This window comes from Pseudomonas parafulva NBRC 16636 = DSM 17004 (genome assembly GCF_000730645.1).
Classification (GTDB): domain Bacteria; phylum Pseudomonadota; class Gammaproteobacteria; order Pseudomonadales; family Pseudomonadaceae; genus Aquipseudomonas; species Aquipseudomonas parafulva.
Genome location: NZ_BBIU01000026.1, coordinates 54748 through 70104 on the forward strand (window position 1 = coordinate 54748; position 15357 = coordinate 70104).

Genomic DNA, 15357 nt, shown 5'->3' on the forward strand with positions numbered 1-15357 from the left:
GCAGCCCATCGCCCTTCGATCAGCGCAATCTCTCCAGCATCTGGTAGTACCACATGCCTGCTGCCAGCAGCGGGTTGCCCAGCAAGTCCCCCATCGGCACACGCACATGCTTGCACTGGGCAAAGGTATCGAACCGTTCCAGCGTACCGGTCAACGCCTCGGCCATGATTTCACCCATGATGTGGCTGGTGGCAATACCGTGCCCCGAGTACCCCTGGCAGTACCAGACGTTGCCCGACAGCTTGCCCAGTTGTGGAATGCGGTTCACCACAATGCCCATGGCGCAGCTCCACTGGAACTCGATGGGTACGCCTTTCAACGCCGGGAACGTGCGCTCGATACAAGGCCGCAACTCACCTTCGATATCCCGCGAGTCCCGCCCGGAATAATTGGCACCGCCGCCGAATAACAGCCGTTTGTCCGCGGTCAGCCGGTAGTAGTCGAGCACGAAGCGGCAGTCATACACGGCCAGGTCCTGCGGGTTGATCTGCTCGGCCAGCTCGCCCAGCGGCGCCGTGGTGACGATGCCGCCCATGGCCGGGAAAATCTTGCCCTTGAGCTGGCGCTTTTCAAGCGTGTGGTACACGTCCCCGGCCAGCATCACCTGGCGCGCTTCCACCCGGCCATGGGCGGTGACCACTGCCGGGCGCGGGCCGTGCACGATGTCCAGCACCTCGGAGTTTTCGAACACCAGCGCGCCCAGGCCATGGGCAGCCCGTGCTTCGCCCAGGCACAGGTTGAGCGGGTGCAGGTGCAGGTTGCGCAGGTTTTTCAGCGCCCCCAGGTACAGCGGGCTTTGCAGGTGGTCTGCCACGGCGGCCTGGTCGAGCATGTGCACCTGATCGCCCATGCCCCGGCGCTGGGCCTCGGCCTGGAACGCATGCAACTCCCGCAGGTGCGATGGCTTCATGGCCGCGTGCAGGTGGCCATGCTTGAGGTCGCAATCGATACCGTAGCGCGCCACGCGCTGCTCGATGATCTGGTGCCCGCGCCAGCGCAGGTGCCAGATGAAGTCGTCCACCTCGGCGCCCAGGTGCTGGCGCATTTGCGAACGCATGGCTTCGTCGCCAGACAGGCTGCCAGTGACCTGGCCGCCATTGCGCCCGCTGGCGCCCCAGCCAATGCGGTGGGTTTCGATGATGGCGACCTTCAGGCCGCGCTCGGCCAGCTCCACGGCGGTGGCCACACCGGTGAAGCCACCGCCGATGATCGCCACGTCCACCTGCACCGTGCCCTGAAGCTGGGGGTACTGCGTGTGGTCGTTGAGGGTGGCGCTGTAGTAGGACGGTGCGCGCTGCGCCGGGCCCTTGTTCAATGCTGCATTCATGGCAATTCCTTGTTTGATGGGGGCTCAGGCCTGGTGCAGGTACCAGCGCCAGTCCTGCTCGCTGACTTCGGCCATGAACTGGCGGTACTCGGCGCGCTTGACCTTCAGGTACACGTCAAGGAACTGCTCGCCAAGCGCCTGCTGGGCCCAACGTGAATGCTGCAGGGCATCGAGGGCGGTCAGCCAGTCGGTAGGCAGGTGTTCGGTGGCCTGGGCATAGCCGTTGCCTTGCACCGGCGCGCCCGGGTCGAGCTGCTCGCGGATACCGCAGTGGGTGGCGGCGAGGATCGCCGCGGCAGCCAGGTAGGGGTTGGCATCGGCACCGCAGATCCGGTGCTCCACGTGCCGGCTGGCCGCAGGGCCTCCCGGCACCCGCAGGCTCACTGTGCGGTTGTCGACACCCCAGGTAGGGGCCAGCGGCGCATAGCTGTTGGCCTGAAAACGCCGGAACGAGTTGGCGTTGGGGCAGAACAGCAGCAGCGAATCACGCAGGTGGCGCAGCATGCCGGCGATGGCCTGGCGCAGCAGTGGGGTGCCGGCCTTGTCCTCACTGGCAAACAGATTATGGCCGGCGTCATCGGCCAGGCTCAGGTGCATGTGCATGCCGGTGCCGGCCAGTTGCGCGAACGGCTTGGCCATGAAGCAGGCCTGCATGCCGTGGGCATGGGCCACACCTTTCACCAGGCGTTTGTAGCGTACCGCCTGGTCCATGGCCTGCAGCGCTTCACCGTGCTCCAGGGTGATTTCCACTTGCCCAGGGGCGTACTCCGAAATCGCTGTACGCGCCGGAATGCCTTGGGCCTTGCAGGCTGCATACAGGTCGGCCAGAAACGGCTCGATCTGCTCCAGCTCGCGCAGCCCGTATACCTGCGTGGTGCGCGGTCGGCCGCCGTCCGTGTCCCGTGCAGGCTGGGGGCGGCCTTGGGCATCGGGCTGCTGGTCGAGCAGGTAGAACTCCAGTTCGCAGGCCATCACCGGGTGATAGCCGTCGGCCTTGAGTGCCTCGACAGTGCGTACCAGCACATGGCGCGGGTCGGCGACGCTGGCAGGCAGGCCGTCGTCGGGGTGCATGCTCACCTGCACCGCAGCGGTGGGTATGCGCCGCCAAGGCAGGCGCACCAGGCTGTTCTCCAGGGGGTAGGCACGGCAGTCGATGTCGCCCACGTCCCACACCAGGCCGGAGTTCTCCACGTCATCGCCATTGAGGGTCAGGCCCAGGATAGTGCTGGGTAGTGGGCGGCCGCTCTGGTACACGGCCAGCAGTTCATCGCGGTGCAGCAGCTTGCCGCGGGGCACGCCATTGGCGTCGAGGATGAACAGCTCGAACAGTTCGATATCGGGGTTGTCGGCCAGAAAACGGTTGGCCTGCTCTACAGGGGCAAAGTGCATGATGAAGTCGCTCGCGGGCGCACGGGGCCGCCGCGCTGGCAAGCGGCCCAACTGAGTCAATCGGCCAGGGTGTGGCCGGTTTGGGTCACAGAGGCGTAAGCGAGGTATCCGGCGGGCGGGCGTGACGGCAGTGCCACAAGGCCCAGAAGGCGAGGATGACATGCACCAGCGGATTTTCCCCGGCACGGCGCCTGGCCTTCGGCAGCGAAGGGCGGGGCGATGGCGGGTTGCTGGGCTGGAACGGGGTCATGCCTTTGATACTCACATGCGGTGTTGGGGTGATTAAAGCAGTGAATGGCGACCTTTACGTTGGGCATGGCTAAACATTCAGGCTGGCTGGGCGGCACCGTGTGGGGACCGGTTCAGCCGCGAAAGGGCCTGTACAGGCAGCAGAAAACCCGCAAATCTGCGACAATCCACCCACTTTCCGCATGCCGATCATGAAAAAGCAGGCTCACCTGCATCACTCAAAAGCCCCATGACTGACCACGCCATCGACAAACTGCTGCAAAACCTCGACCACGCCATGATTGCCGACCGCCATCGCCTGCGCCGGCAAATGCACGAACTGCGCAAGCGCCCCGATGAGGCAAAGCTGGCGCAATGGGTGGACAAAGTGCAGGCCTCCTGCGCCCAGGCCACCGCGCGCCAGCAAAGCGTGCCTACGGTGCGCTACGACGACAACCTGCCCATCGCGGCCAAGCGCGATGAAATCAAGAAGGCGCTGGCCGAGCATCAGGTGCTGGTGATTGCCGGCGAAACCGGGTCGGGCAAAACCACCCAGTTGCCCAAGATCTGCCTGGAACTGGGCCGCGGCAGCCATGGCCTGATCGCCCACACCCAGCCGCGCCGTATTGCTGCGCGCAGTGTGGCGGCCCGGGTGGCCGAGGAACTCGGCACGCCGCTGGGCGGCCTGGTGGGTTACCAGGTGCGGTTCGAGGACCAGAGCGATGCCAACACGCTGGTCAAGCTGATGACCGACGGTATTCTGCTGGCTGAAACCCAGCATGACCGCTTTCTGGAGCGCTACGACACCATCATCGTCGACGAAGCCCACGAACGCAGCCTGAACATCGACTTCCTGCTTGGCTACCTCAAGACCCTGCTGCACCGCCGCCCCGAGCTGAAACTGATCATCACCTCGGCGACCATCGACCTGGAGCGCTTCTCCAGGCACTTCGACGGTGCGCCGATCATCGAGGTGTCCGGGCGCACCTACCCAGTGGACACCTGGTACCGGCCGCTGACCAGTGAGCAGGACGAGGAAGGCAACCGGATCGAGGACGACCTCACCGTCGACCAGGCCATCCTCGCCACCCTGGACGAGTTGGCCCAGCATGAGCGCGCCGAAGGCAAGGGGCCAGGCGATGTGCTGATCTTTTTGCCGGGCGAGCGGGAGATTCGCGACGCCGCGGAGATCCTGCGCAAGGCCCAGTTGCGCCACACCGAGATTCTGCCGCTTTACGCCCGGCTGTCGCCGGCCGAGCAGCAGCGCATCTTCCAGCCCCACACCGGGCGCCGGGTGGTACTGGCCACCAACGTTGCGGAAACCTCGCTGACCGTGCCCGGCATACGCTATGTGATCGATACCGGCACCGCGCGTATCAGCCGTTACAGCTACCGCGCCAAGGTGCAGCGCCTGCCCATCGAGGCGGTGTCCCAGGCCAGCGCCAACCAGCGCAAGGGCCGCTGTGGCCGGGTGGAACCAGGCATCTGTGTGCGCCTCTACAGCGAAGAGGATTTCAACAGCCGGCCGGCGTTTACCGACCCGGAGATTCTGCGCACCAACCTGGCGGCGGTGATCCTGCAGATGCTGCACCTGCGCCTGGGCGCCATCGATGCGTTCCCGTTCATCGAGCCACCCGATGGCAAGGCCATCAGCGACGGTTTCAACCTGTTGCAGGAACTGTCGGCGGTCAACCGCGAGAACCAGCTCACGCCCATCGGCCGCCAGCTGGCACGCTTGCCCATCGACCCGCGCCTGGGCCGCATGCTGCTCGAGGGTGCACGCCTGGGTAGCCTGCAGGAAGTGCTCATCGTCACCAGTGCGCTGTCGGTACAAGACCCGCGCGAGCGCCCGCCTGAGCGCCAGCAAGCGGCAGACCAGGCGCACGCCCAGTGGAAGGATGTGGATTCGGACTTTGCTGCACTGGTGAACCTGTGGCGCGGGTTCGAGGAACAACGCCAGGCCTTGACCGCCAACCCGTTGCGCAACTGGTGCCGCAAGCAGTTCCTGAATTACCTGCGCTTGCGTGAGTGGCGCGATGCCCATCGGCAGTTGGCGCTGATCTGCCGCGAGCTGCAATTGACGGTAAACAAAGAACCGTGTGACTACCCGAAGATGCACAAGGCCATCCTCAGTGGCCTGCTCAGCCAGATTGGCCACAAGACCGAAGACGGTGACTACCAGGGGGCACGTCAGCGGCGCTTCTGGGTGCACCCGTCCTCGGGCCTGGGGCGCAAGCGCCCGCAGTGGGTGATGGCGGCTGAGCTGGTGGAAACCACCAAGCTGTATGCGCGGGTGGTTGCCCGTATCGAGCCGGACTGGATCGAACCCCTGGCAGGGCACCTGATCAAGAAGAACCACTTCGAACCCCATTGGGAGAAGAAGCGCGGGCAAGTGGTGGCCTACGAGCAGATCACCCTGTACGGCTTGATCCTGGTAGGGCGCCGGCCGGTTCACTTTGGCCCCATCGACCCTGTCGCATCGCGCGAGCTGTTCATCCGTGAGGGCCTGGTGGGCGGCGAGATCCAGTCCCGGGCCAAGTGCCTGGCGGCCAACAAGCGCCTGCTTGAAGAATTGGATGAACTGGAAGCCAAGGCCCGGCGCCGGGACATTCTGGCAGACGAAGAAACGCTGTACGGGTTTTACGAAGCGCGCCTGCCAGCCGAGATCCACCAGGCCGCCACGTTCGACAGCTGGTACCGCATGGGCAGCCAGAAGGATGCCAACCTGCTGATCATGCGCGAGGAAGACGTACTGGCCCGTGAGGCCAGTGAAGTTACCGCTGCGCAGTACCCCGACAGCCTGCAGGTGGGCGAACTGCGCCTGCCGCTGAGCTACCACTTCGAGCCGGGCCACGCCCGCGATGGCGTGACCGTGCGGGTGCCGGCACCGCTGCTGCCCAGCCTGCCGGGCGAGCGCCTGGAATGGCTGGTGCCCGGTTTGCTGGAGGCCAAGTGCGTGGCACTGGTGCGCAACCTGCCCAAGGCCCTGCGCAAGAACTTCGTGCCGGTGCCCGACTTCGTCAAGGCCGCGCTGGCGCGCATGGCCTTCGGCCAGGGTGCGCTGCCCCAGGCCCTTGGCCATGAACTGCTGCGCATGACCGGTGCGCGGGTGTCGGACGAGGCCTGGGAGGAGTCGATCAACCTGGTCGAAGGCCACTTGCGCATGAACATCGAAGTGGTCGACGGCCAGGGCAAGTTCCTGGGCGAAGGCCGTGACCTGGCCGAGCTGACGGCACGCTTTGCCGCCGCCAGCCAGGCTGCGCTGGCCGTGCCGCGTGACGCCAAGGGTGACCAACCGGTGCAGGCCAAAGCGTTCAATGAGGTCAAGCAAACGGCCCAGCAGAACATCGCCGGCCTGTCGATGACGGTTTACCCCGCGCTGGTTGAGGAGCAGGGCGCGGTGCGCGAAGGGCGTTTCTCGACCCAGGCCGAAGCCCAGTTCCAGCACCGTCGCGCCTTGCAGCGGCTGTTGTTGCAGCAACTGGCCGAACCGGCCAAGTTCCTGCGCGGCAAGCTGCCGGGGCTGACCGAACTGGGCTTGCTGTACCGCGAGCTGGGCCGGGTGGAAGCGCTGGTCGAGGACATCCTGCTGGCGAGCCTGGACAGCTGCGTGCTTGAGGGTGAGCAGGCCCTGCCGCGTGATGGCGCCGCGCTGGCGGCGCTGGCTGAACGCAAGCGTGGCAACTGGGCCGAACACGCCGAACGCCTGGCACGCCAGACGCTGGAGGTGCTGAAGCTGTGGCACGGGCTGCAGAAGCGCTTCAAGGGCAAGATTGACCTGAGCCAGGCTGTGGCGCTGAACGACATCAAGCAGCAACTGGGCAACCTGGTGTACGCAGGCTTTGTTCGCGAAACACCGTCGGCCTGGTTCAAGGAACTGCCCCGGTACCTCAAGGCGGTGGAACTTCGCCTGGAGAAACTCGGCTCGCAGGTGCAGAAAGACCGGGTGTGGAGCGGTGAGCTGGCCAACCTGTGGGCGCAATACAAGGCGCGGGCCGACAAGCATGCCCAGGAAGGCAAGCGCGACGAACAGCTGACGCTTTACCGGTGGTGGCTGGAAGAATATCGCGTGTCGCTGTTCGCCCAGCAGTTGGGTACCAAGGTGCCGATTTCTGACAAGCGCCTGAGCAAGCAATGGAGCCAGGTGGAAGGCTAAACTTCCAGACTTGTGGCACTATTGAGGCAATTTGGGGCCGCCCGCGGCCCCTTGAGGCAAAGCCCTCGTTTTATAATTGGCACTAAAGTGCCACTACCTGTCATGTTTCCAGCCAGCGCCCAGTGGCGGTGGCCTTCGACCAGAGGAACCACCGTGCATAATGTCGTGATCAGCGGCACCGGCCTGTACACCCCGGCCCAGAGCATTTCCAACGAAGAACTGGTGGCGTCCTTCAATGCCTGGTCGCAGCAGTTCAACCAGGACAACGCCGCTGCCATCGAGCGCGGTGAGGTCGAAGCGGCGCCCTTGTCGGACCCTGCCTTCATCGAAAAAGCCTCTGGCATCAAGAGCCGCTTCGTCATGGACAAGGCCGGCATCCTCGACCCGCAACGCATGAAGCCGCGCCTGCCGGAGCGTAGCAACGACGAGCCGTCGGTGCTCTGCGAAATGGCGGTGGCGGCAGCGCGCCAGGCACTGGAGCGTGCCGGGCGTACACCGGCCGATGTCGACGGGGTCATCGTCGCCTGCTCCAACCTGCAGCGGCCTTACCCGGCCATCGCCATCGAGGTGCAGCAGGCCCTTGGCATCCAGGGCTTTGCCTTCGACATGAACGTGGCCTGTTCCTCCGCCACATTCGGTATCCAGACGGCAGCCAACAGCGTGGCCTTGGGGCAAGCGCGGGCCGTGCTGATGGTGAACCCGGAAGTGTGTACCGGGCACCTGAACTTCCGCGACCGTGACAGCCACTTCATTTTTGGCGATGCGGCCACTGCAGTACTGCTCGAGCGTGCCGACCAGGCCAGTTCCAACCACCAGTTCGATGTGGTCAGCAGCAAGCTGTGGACCGAGTTCTCCAACAACATCCGCAACAACTTCGGTTTCCTTAACCGTGCGGCTGACGAGGGCGAGGGTGCCGCCGACAAGTTGTTCATCCAGGAAGGGCGCAAGGTGTTCCGCGAGGTCTGCCCTAAAGTGGCTGAGCTGGTAGGGGAGCACCTGCAGGAAAATGGCTTGCAGCCCGGCGATGTGAAGCGCTTCTGGCTGCACCAGGCCAACCTCAGCATGAACCACCTGATCGTCAAGAAGCTGCTGGGGCGTGAAGTGGCCGAAGAAGACGCGCCGGTGATTCTGGACCGTTATGCCAACACCAGTTCGGCAGGGTCGGTGATTGCCTTCCACCTGTATCAGGACGACCTGGCCAAGGGCTCGCTGGGGGTGTTGAGTTCGTTTGGGGCGGGGTATTCGATTGGCAGCGTGATCTTGCGCAAGCGCTGATCCTTTCTGCGCTTGCTACGCCTGTCGCGGACCAAGCCCGGCACAGGCGTTACACACAAAAAAACGGGAAACACCGGATGGGGTTCGGTGTTTCCCGTTTCAAGTGAAGCAGAGGGGCATTCGGTTTAGAACTTGGCTTCCAGGTCTACCTGCAGGGTGTCTACATCAGCATTGCTGTTGGGCAGGTTGGAGTAGTCGGTCTTGGCCATCATGTAGGCCGCGCCCAGGGCGAAGTTCTTGTCGATTTCGTAACCCACCTTGAACTTGTGGCCACGGGAACCGGTGAAGCCGTTGCCGAAGTCCGAGTCGGTGAACAGGCTCACCACACCGTTACGCTGCACGTCGCGGTAGTTGTAGTCCAGGCTCCAGGCGCCGATCTTGCTCTTCAAGCCAGCCAGCCAGGCCTTGTCCTTGCCATCGGTGCTTTCGGTGTTCTTGACGAACTGGCCGTAGGCCGACAGCGGGATGGCGAAGCCGGTGAAGTCCACCTGGCCGAAACCTTCCACCAGGTTGAACTCGTTGGTGGTGTTGCCCAGCGAACGCAGGGCAGCAGAGGCCTTGTCGTTGTCGTAACCGTAGATGCTGCCGCCCACGGTGACCTTGACGGTATCAGCCGCGTTGAACTTGGTACCCAGCTGGGCCGCGTACAGTTGGGCGTCGTGTTTGAACTGCACGCCGTCGCCGTCTACGTTGTCCTTGAGGTTGTAGTGGCCGATGCTGCCGAACACTTCGGCGGCGCCCAGGTTGGTCTTGTAGGTGGCGGCCACGCCTTCTGGGTTGATGTCGCTGTCCCAGATGATGTCGCCCATGCTTACCCACGGCTGCATCATCTTGCCGCCGATCAGGTGCAGGTTAGGCACGGCGGTGGGGTGCCAGTCGAGGTAGGCCAGGTCGACCCACAGCGATTTCTTCTCGAAGTAGTTGTCCAGGCTCTGGTTGGTGGAGCGGGCATCGGCGCTGCTGCCGGTGGCCACACGCACGCCTGCATCCACTTGTGGGTTGATCTCGCTGTAGAAGCCGATACGGGCGCGCACACGCTCACGGTCCTGGTTGCCACTGCGCGAGATCGGGTGGTCAACGTTGACGTCTTCGTAACGCAGGCGAACGTCACCCTTGACCTGGGTTTTGGCGGCCCATGCCACTTTCTGTTCAAAGGAGCTCATCCGGTCGGACTGAGCTTTCTGAGCGGCCTTTTCCTTGGTTTCTTGAGCCAGGTCCGCCTGCAGCTCGGAGTACTGCGCCTGGTTGATCGAGCCGTTGGCGCGGAGCATTTCGAGCAGCTTGGCGTCGACGGCCGCACTGGCCGGAGTACTCAGAGCCAGCATCATGCCGGTGAGGCTCACTCCGGTAAGTGTAGAAACAAGACGCATAAGGTTCTCCCTACTGAATAAGATGGGGGACGCCCAAGCGCCCGCCCTTGTGTTGGCATGTCCCCGGAAAGAGCCTGAATAGACAGGTTCTGGTGTTCCGGAAAACAGGCGCAAGTATTGCGGGGGCGGGTGACAGATTAATGTCGGAATGGTGGCACTGTTGTTAAGTGATCAGGTGTTTTACGGTCTGCCGGGCGTTCACCATTTGAGTCGTCCGCCTGCCTTGGGGATACTGGGTACCTCTCTGCCGTGAGCCAAAATCGTGACCAGCCTGTACAGCCTTGCTCAACTGCGTGATCTGCCTGCGGCCACCTGGGATGCCCTGGTGCCCGATGGCCAGCCGTTTTTAAGCCACGCGTTTCTCAGTGCCATGGAAGACAGTGGCAGTGTCGCCCGTGCCACCGGCTGGGCCGCCGAACACCTGGTGCTGGAGCGCGACGGGCAGGTGCGGGCTCTGCTGCCGGCTTACCGTAAATGGCACTCGTTTGGCGAATACGTGTTCGATCACGGCTGGGCAGATGCCTGCGAACGGGCGGGCATTGCCTACTACCCCAAGTTGCTGGGCGCCGTGCCGTTCAGCCCGGTAAGCGGGCCGCGGTTGTTGGCGGCGGATGCGGCCGACGGCTTGCTGCTGTTGCAGGCGCTGCCGGAGTACCTGGGCAAGGCGGGGCTATCCAGCGCGCATGTGAATTTCACCGACACCGCGCTGGATGAGCAATTTGCCGGGCTGCCCGGTTGGCTGGAGCGCCTGGGGTGCCAGTTTCATTGGCAGAACAAGGGGTACCGTGATTTTCAGGATTTTCTCGACAGCCTCAGCTCGCGCAAGCGTAAACAGATGCGCAAGGAGCGTGACCAGGTGGCAGGGCAAGGCATCGACTTCTGCTGGTACCGGGGCGATGAGCTGACGGAAGCCCAGTGGGACTTCGTGTTCCTGTGCTACGCCAACACCTACGCGGTGCGCCGCCGCGCGCCGTACCTGACCCGTGAATTCTTCAGCCTGTTGGCCGCACGTATGCCCCAGGCGCTGCGCGTGGTGATAGCGCGCCAAGGTGGGCGGGACGTGGCCATGGCCCTAAGCCTGGTGGGCGGAGGCAGCCTGTTTGGCCGCTACTGGGGTTGCCTGGACGAATTCGACCGGCTGCACTTTGAAACCTGTTTCTACCAAGGTATGGACTACGCCATTGCCGAGGGCCTGCAACGCTTCGATGCCGGGGCGCAGGGTGAGCACAAACTGATACGTGGCTTCGAGCCTGTGCTGACCCATTCGTGGCACTACCTGTTGCACCCGGGGTTGCGCCGTGCGGTGGACGAGTTTCTGGTGCAGGAGCGTGCGGGTGTGATGGCCTATGCCGAAGAGGCGCGAGGCATGTTGCCGTTTCGTCAGGGGTGAAGGGGTCAGTCGACCCCGACAAAGCCGCCGGTCTGGTGATGCCACAGCCGCGCGTACAAGCCCTGCTGCTGTAGCAGTTCACTGTGGCTGCCCACCTCGACCACACGGCCCTTGTCCAGCACCACCAGCCGGTCCATGCGGGCAATGGTCGACAGGCGGTGGGCAATGGCAATGACCGTTTTGCCCTGCATCAGCGTTTCAAGGCTTTCCTGAATGGCCGCTTCCACTTCCGAGTCCAGCGCTGAAGTGGCCTCGTCCATGATGAGGATGGGCGCATTCTTCAACAGCACCCGAGCGATCGCAATGCGCTGGCGCTGGCCGCCAGACAGTTTCACCCCGCGCTCGCCCACATGCGCGTCCAGCCCGGTGCGCCCCTGGGCATCCGACAGTTGCGGGATGAACTCATCGGCGCGGGCGCGGCGCATCGCTTCGTCCAGCTCGGCGTCGCTCGCCTCGGGGCGTCCGTACAACAGGTTCTCGCGGATGGAGCGGTGCAGCAGCGAGGTGTCCTGGGTGATCATGCCGATTTGAGCTCGCAGGCTGGCCTGGCTGACTTCGGCGATGTCCTGGCCATCGATAAGAATGCGCCCGGCCTGCAGGTCGTACAGGCGCAGCAGCAGGTTGACCAGAGTCGACTTGCCCGCGCCGGAGGGGCCAATCAGGCCGATCTTCTCACCAGGGCGAATATCTAGGTTCAGCCCCTCGATCACATTGGCCGCCTTGGCATAGTGGAAGCCCACGTTGTCGAAGCGCACGGCGCCCCGGCTAACCTTCAGGGGCGGGGCATCGGGGCGGTCGGTGACGGTGACCGGCTGGGCAATGGTCTGCAAACCGTCCTGGACCATGCCGATGTTCTCGAAGATGCCATTGACCACCCACATGATCCAACCCGACATGTTGACGATGCGGATGACCAGGCCGGTGGCCAGGGCGATAGCGCCCACGGTGATCAGCGACTGGCTCCACAACCACAGCGCCAACCCCGTGGTTGCCACCACCAGCAGGCCGTTGAGGGTAGTGATGACCACGTCCATGCTGGTGATCACCCGTGATGCCAGCTGGGTTTTCTCGGTTTGTTCGCTGATGGCCTCGCGGGCATATTGCTGTTCATGGTCGGTATGGGCGAACAGCTTGAGCGTGGCGATGTTGGTGTAGCCGTCGACAATGCGCCCCATCAGTTTGGAGCGGGCATCGGAAGAAACCACCGAGCGTTCCTTCACCCGCGGCACGAAGTAGAACAGCGCCGCGATATACCCCACGATCCACGCCAGCAACGGCAGCATCAGCCGCCAATCTGCCTCGGCGAACAGCACCAGCGAGGTGATGGCGTAGATCAGTACGTGCCACAGTGCATCCACTGCCTGCACCGCAGAATCGCGCAGCGAGTTACCGGTCTGCATGATGCGCTGGGCAATGCGCCCGGCGAAGTCGCTCTGGAAAAAATTCAGGCTCTGCTTAAGCACGTGGCTGTGGTTTTGCCAGCGGATCAGGCTGGTCATGCCCGGGTTGATGGTCTGGTGCACCAGCAGGTCATGCAGGCCGAAAAACAGCGGGCGCAACACCAGTACCACCACTAGCATCCACACCAGCTCGCCGCTGTGCTCGCTGAAAAAACGGGTATTCGGTGTGCCCTGGGCCAGGTCGATAATGCGGCTGAGGAAGCTGAACATGGCCACCTCGATCAACGAGGCCACCAGGCCCACCACCAGCAGCGCCAGGAAGCTGGGCCAGACCTGGCGCAGGTAATACAGGTAGAAGGGCCATACGCGGCTGGGAGGTGCCTCGCTCGGGGCGTCGCGGAAAATATCGATCAGTTGTTCGAAACGACGGTACAGCATGGGCGATGCAACTCCTGTTCATCCAGCCGCGAAGCGGCGCACGTCCTTGTGAGACTCGCGATCAGTCGATGCGTTTGGCCGACTTGATGAAAACGGGGTCGGCAGGCACGTCACGCATGCCTTTCTTGATGGTGGTAGGCGAATTGACGATCTGGTCCACCACCTCCATCCCCTTGGTCACCTTGCCGAAAACGGCGTAGCCGCGGTCACGCCCGGGGTTGAGGAAGTCGTTGTCAGCCACGTTGATGAAAAACTGGCTGGTGGCCGAGTCCGGGTCGGAGGTGCGCGCCATCGACAGCGTGCCCCGGGTATTCATCAGGCCGTTGTTGGCCTCGTTGCGGATCGGGTCTTTGGTCTGCTTTTGTACCATCTGCTCGGTGAAGCCACCGCCCTGCACCATGAAGCCCGGGATTACCCGGTGGAAGATGGTGTTGTTGTAAAAGCCACTGTCGACGTACTGCAGGAAGTTCTTGGTACTGACCGGGGCTTTCTCGGCATTGAGCTCGATTTCTACCTGGCCGAAGCTGGTGTCCAGCAGCACGTGCGGCGTCTTGTCCGAAGCCATGACGCTGGTGGCGAAAGCAACGGAGCAGGCGGTAAGCAGGAGTTTTTTCAGCATGGGCGCAAAGATCCTTCAGGGGAGCAAGCCGCAGCAAGAAACTGCAGCAGGGTCTGGTTGAAAACCTGGGGTTGATCAAGGGGGGTAGCGTGCCGGGAATCTTCGATCACTACCAGCGTTGCCTGGGGCATCAGGGCGACGTACGCCGCTTTGAGTTGTATCGGGGTGTAATCGTGGTCGGCGGCAATCACCAGGGTGGGACAGTGGATCTGCCCGATGCGTTCCTGTACGCCCCAGTCCACGATGGCGTCAAAACTCTTGAGGTAGGCGCGCTTGTTGTTACGGGCCCAGCGCTGCGCCATGGTGTGGCGCAGCGCGGCCTGCTCTGGCTTGGGAAACAGCCGTTCGGCCAGGGCCTTGCCGACCGTTTCGACGCTGAGCACGGTGGCCAGCCCACGGCGTTTCAGCCACCAGAGCCAGTCGCTGCGCGTGCGGCGCTTGACCTCGGGCGCACTGTTGACGATGCACAGGCTGCGCAGCCACTGGGGGTGGTCGACGGCAAACTGGAAACCCACCATGCCGCCCATGGACAGCCCAACCAGGTGCACGGGCCCGGTGTGCAGGTGCTCGAGCAAGGCCAGCAGGTCGGCGCTGAAGGTGGCGATGTGGTAACCGTCGTGGGGCTTGTCGGACCGGCCATGGCCGCGGATGTCCATCAGGATGACCCGGTAGTGCTGGCTTAGCAGCGGCACCTGCAGTTCCCAGTCCTGGCTGCTGGAGCCCAGGCCGTGCAGCAGCACCAGTGGCTCGCCCTGGCCGTACTCGCGGTAGTGCAGTGCACAGCCTTCGTGTTCGAAATAAGCCATGGGCGCGGTCCTATCAGGCTTGGGCGGGGGCGGCGAAGGGCACGTCCAGTGGAGCCGTGTCGAAATTGCGCAGCAGGTCGATGAGGATCTGTGTGGCCGGGCCCAGGGTCTTTTCCTTGCTCGAATAAAGGTAGAACAGCGGATGGCGGCTGCCACCCTGGTCCAGCGGCAGAGGTTTCAGTACGCCGTCGCGCAGCTCGCGTTCGATCATGTGCCGCGGCAGCCAGGCAAAGCCCAGGCCGCTGCTGACGAAGGTGGTGGCGGTGCCCAGGCTGCCTACCGTCCAGCGCTGCTCGGCGCCCAGCCAGCCCACGTCACGGGGCTGGGCACGGCCGGAGTCACGAATCACCACCTGCAACTGGCTTTCCAGGTCCTGGAAGGTCAGTTCACGGCCCAGCCGGTGCAGGCTGTGCTCGGGGTGGGCAACCGCCACGAACTCCACCGCACTCAGCTCCGCACCCAGGTAGCCCCCGATGCTGTAGCTGCTGATGGCAAGGTCGGCGATGCCCTCGAGCATGACTTCCTCCACCCCTGACAACACCTCCTCGCGCAGGCGCACGCGGCACCCCCGGCTTTGCGGCATGAAGGCAGCCAGGGCGCGTACCAGGCGGGCACTGGGGTAGGCGGCATCGACCACCAGGCGCACTTCCGCTTCCCAGCCTTGTTCCATGTGGTGGGCCAGGTCTTCCAGCTGGCTGGCCTGCTTGACCAGGTGGCGCGAGCGGCGCAGCAGCACGTTGCCGGCCTCGGTGAGCACGGCCTTGCGCCCATCGATGCGCAGCAACGGCACGCCCAGTTGTTCCTGCATGCGCGCCACGGTGTAGCTCACCGACGACTGTGAGCGGTGCAGGGCGTCGGCTGCCTGGGCGAAGCCGCCGTGATCGACCACCGCCTGCAGGGTCCGCCACTGGTCTAGGGTCACGCGCGGCGCTTTCATGTGGTGCTCCTGTTGTCCTAAG

General features: G+C 63.8%; 10 protein-coding genes. 3 read left to right on the plus strand and 7 right to left on the minus strand.

Annotated elements, in window-relative coordinates:
• Positions 1 to 19: 19 nt before the first annotated feature.
• Entirely contained in the window at positions 20 to 1327 is a 1308-nt protein-coding gene (locus tag PPA02S_RS16655) for an NAD(P)/FAD-dependent oxidoreductase (protein ID WP_028635445.1), read from the minus strand.
• 24 nt (positions 1328 to 1351) lie between these two features.
• A complete protein-coding gene (locus PPA02S_RS16660; RefSeq protein WP_028635446.1) occupies positions 1352 to 2716 on the minus strand; it encodes a glutamine synthetase family protein in 1365 nt (454 codons plus the stop codon).
• A gap of 478 nt (positions 2717 to 3194) precedes the next feature.
• On the opposite strand from PPA02S_RS16660, the gene hrpA reads away from it, so the two are divergent.
• Together hrpA and PPA02S_RS16670 are read left to right on the plus strand one after the other, a co-directional pair.
• A complete protein-coding gene (gene hrpA / locus PPA02S_RS16665) occupies positions 3195 to 7100 on the plus strand; it encodes an ATP-dependent RNA helicase HrpA (protein WP_028635447.1) in 3906 nt (1301 codons plus the stop codon).
• Positions 7101 to 7253: 153 nt separating this feature from the next.
• Positions 7254 to 8375 carry a beta-ketoacyl-ACP synthase III gene (locus PPA02S_RS16670; protein ID WP_028635448.1) on the plus strand — a complete coding sequence of 374 codons (1122 nt, stop codon included), beginning with the start codon at positions 7254 to 7256 and terminating at the stop codon, positions 8373 to 8375.
• Between the two features lie 125 nt (positions 8376 to 8500).
• Here the strand turns inward: PPA02S_RS16670 and PPA02S_RS16675 are convergent, their stop codons facing one another.
• Positions 8501 to 9745: a putative porin gene (locus PPA02S_RS16675; protein WP_028635449.1), complete on the minus strand. Its 1245-nt coding sequence runs from the start codon at positions 9743 to 9745 to the stop codon at positions 8501 to 8503.
• Positions 9746 to 10007: 262 nt separating this feature from the next.
• Here PPA02S_RS16675 and PPA02S_RS16680 point away from each other — a divergent pair, with 262 nt between their 5' ends.
• Complete coding sequence (locus tag PPA02S_RS16680) at positions 10008 to 11135, plus strand: GNAT family N-acetyltransferase (protein ID WP_028635450.1); 1128 nt, start codon at positions 10008 to 10010, stop codon at positions 11133 to 11135.
• 5 nt (positions 11136 to 11140) lie between these two features.
• On the opposite strand, the gene PPA02S_RS16685 is transcribed toward PPA02S_RS16680, so the two are convergent.
• The 4 genes from PPA02S_RS16685 to PPA02S_RS16700 all read right to left on the minus strand — a co-directional run bounded on the left by PPA02S_RS16685 (position 11141) and on the right by PPA02S_RS16700 (position 15335).
• Entirely contained in the window at positions 11141 to 12973 is a 1833-nt protein-coding gene (locus PPA02S_RS16685) for an ABC transporter ATP-binding protein (RefSeq protein ID WP_028635451.1), read from the minus strand.
• A 61-nt stretch (positions 12974 to 13034) separates the two neighbouring features.
• Positions 13035 to 13592: a peptidylprolyl isomerase gene (locus PPA02S_RS16690; protein WP_028635452.1), complete on the minus strand. Its 558-nt coding sequence runs from the start codon at positions 13590 to 13592 to the stop codon at positions 13035 to 13037.
• The gene (locus PPA02S_RS16695; RefSeq protein WP_028635453.1) at positions 13586 to 14398 is read right to left on the minus strand and encodes an alpha/beta fold hydrolase; all 813 of its coding nucleotides are present in this window, start codon (positions 14396 to 14398) and stop codon (positions 13586 to 13588) included. Before PPA02S_RS16695 ends, PPA02S_RS16690 begins: the two co-directional genes overlap by 7 nt.
• A 13-nt stretch (positions 14399 to 14411) precedes the next feature.
• Positions 14412 to 15335 carry a LysR family transcriptional regulator gene (locus PPA02S_RS16700; protein WP_028635454.1) on the minus strand — a complete coding sequence of 308 codons (924 nt, stop codon included), beginning with the start codon at positions 15333 to 15335 and terminating at the stop codon, positions 14412 to 14414.
• Positions 15336 to 15357 lie beyond the last annotated feature (22 nt).

Excerpts from the sequence above, each read along its gene's own strand:
- PPA02S_RS16695 (WP_028635453.1), bottom strand. The coding sequence starts at position 14,398 with ATGGCTTATTTCGAACACGAAGGCTGTGCACTGCACTACCGCGAGTAC.
- PPA02S_RS16675 (WP_028635449.1), bottom strand. The coding sequence starts at position 9,745 with ATGCGTCTTGTTTCTACACTTACCGGAGTGAGCCTCACCGGCATGATG.
- PPA02S_RS16700 (WP_028635454.1), bottom strand. The coding sequence starts at position 15,335 with ATGAAAGCGCCGCGCGTGACCCTAGACCAGTGGCGGACCCTGCAGGCG.
- PPA02S_RS16655 (WP_028635445.1), bottom strand. The coding sequence starts at position 1,327 with ATGAATGCAGCATTGAACAAGGGCCCGGCGCAGCGCGCACCGTCCTAC.
- hrpA (WP_028635447.1), top strand. The coding sequence starts at position 3,195 with ATGACTGACCACGCCATCGACAAACTGCTGCAAAACCTCGACCACGCC.
- PPA02S_RS16685 (WP_028635451.1), bottom strand. The coding sequence starts at position 12,973 with ATGCTGTACCGTCGTTTCGAACAACTGATCGATATTTTCCGCGACGCC.
- PPA02S_RS16660 (WP_028635446.1), bottom strand. The coding sequence starts at position 2,716 with ATGCACTTTGCCCCTGTAGAGCAGGCCAACCGTTTTCTGGCCGACAAC.
- PPA02S_RS16690 (WP_028635452.1), bottom strand. The coding sequence starts at position 13,592 with ATGCTGAAAAAACTCCTGCTTACCGCCTGCTCCGTTGCTTTCGCCACC.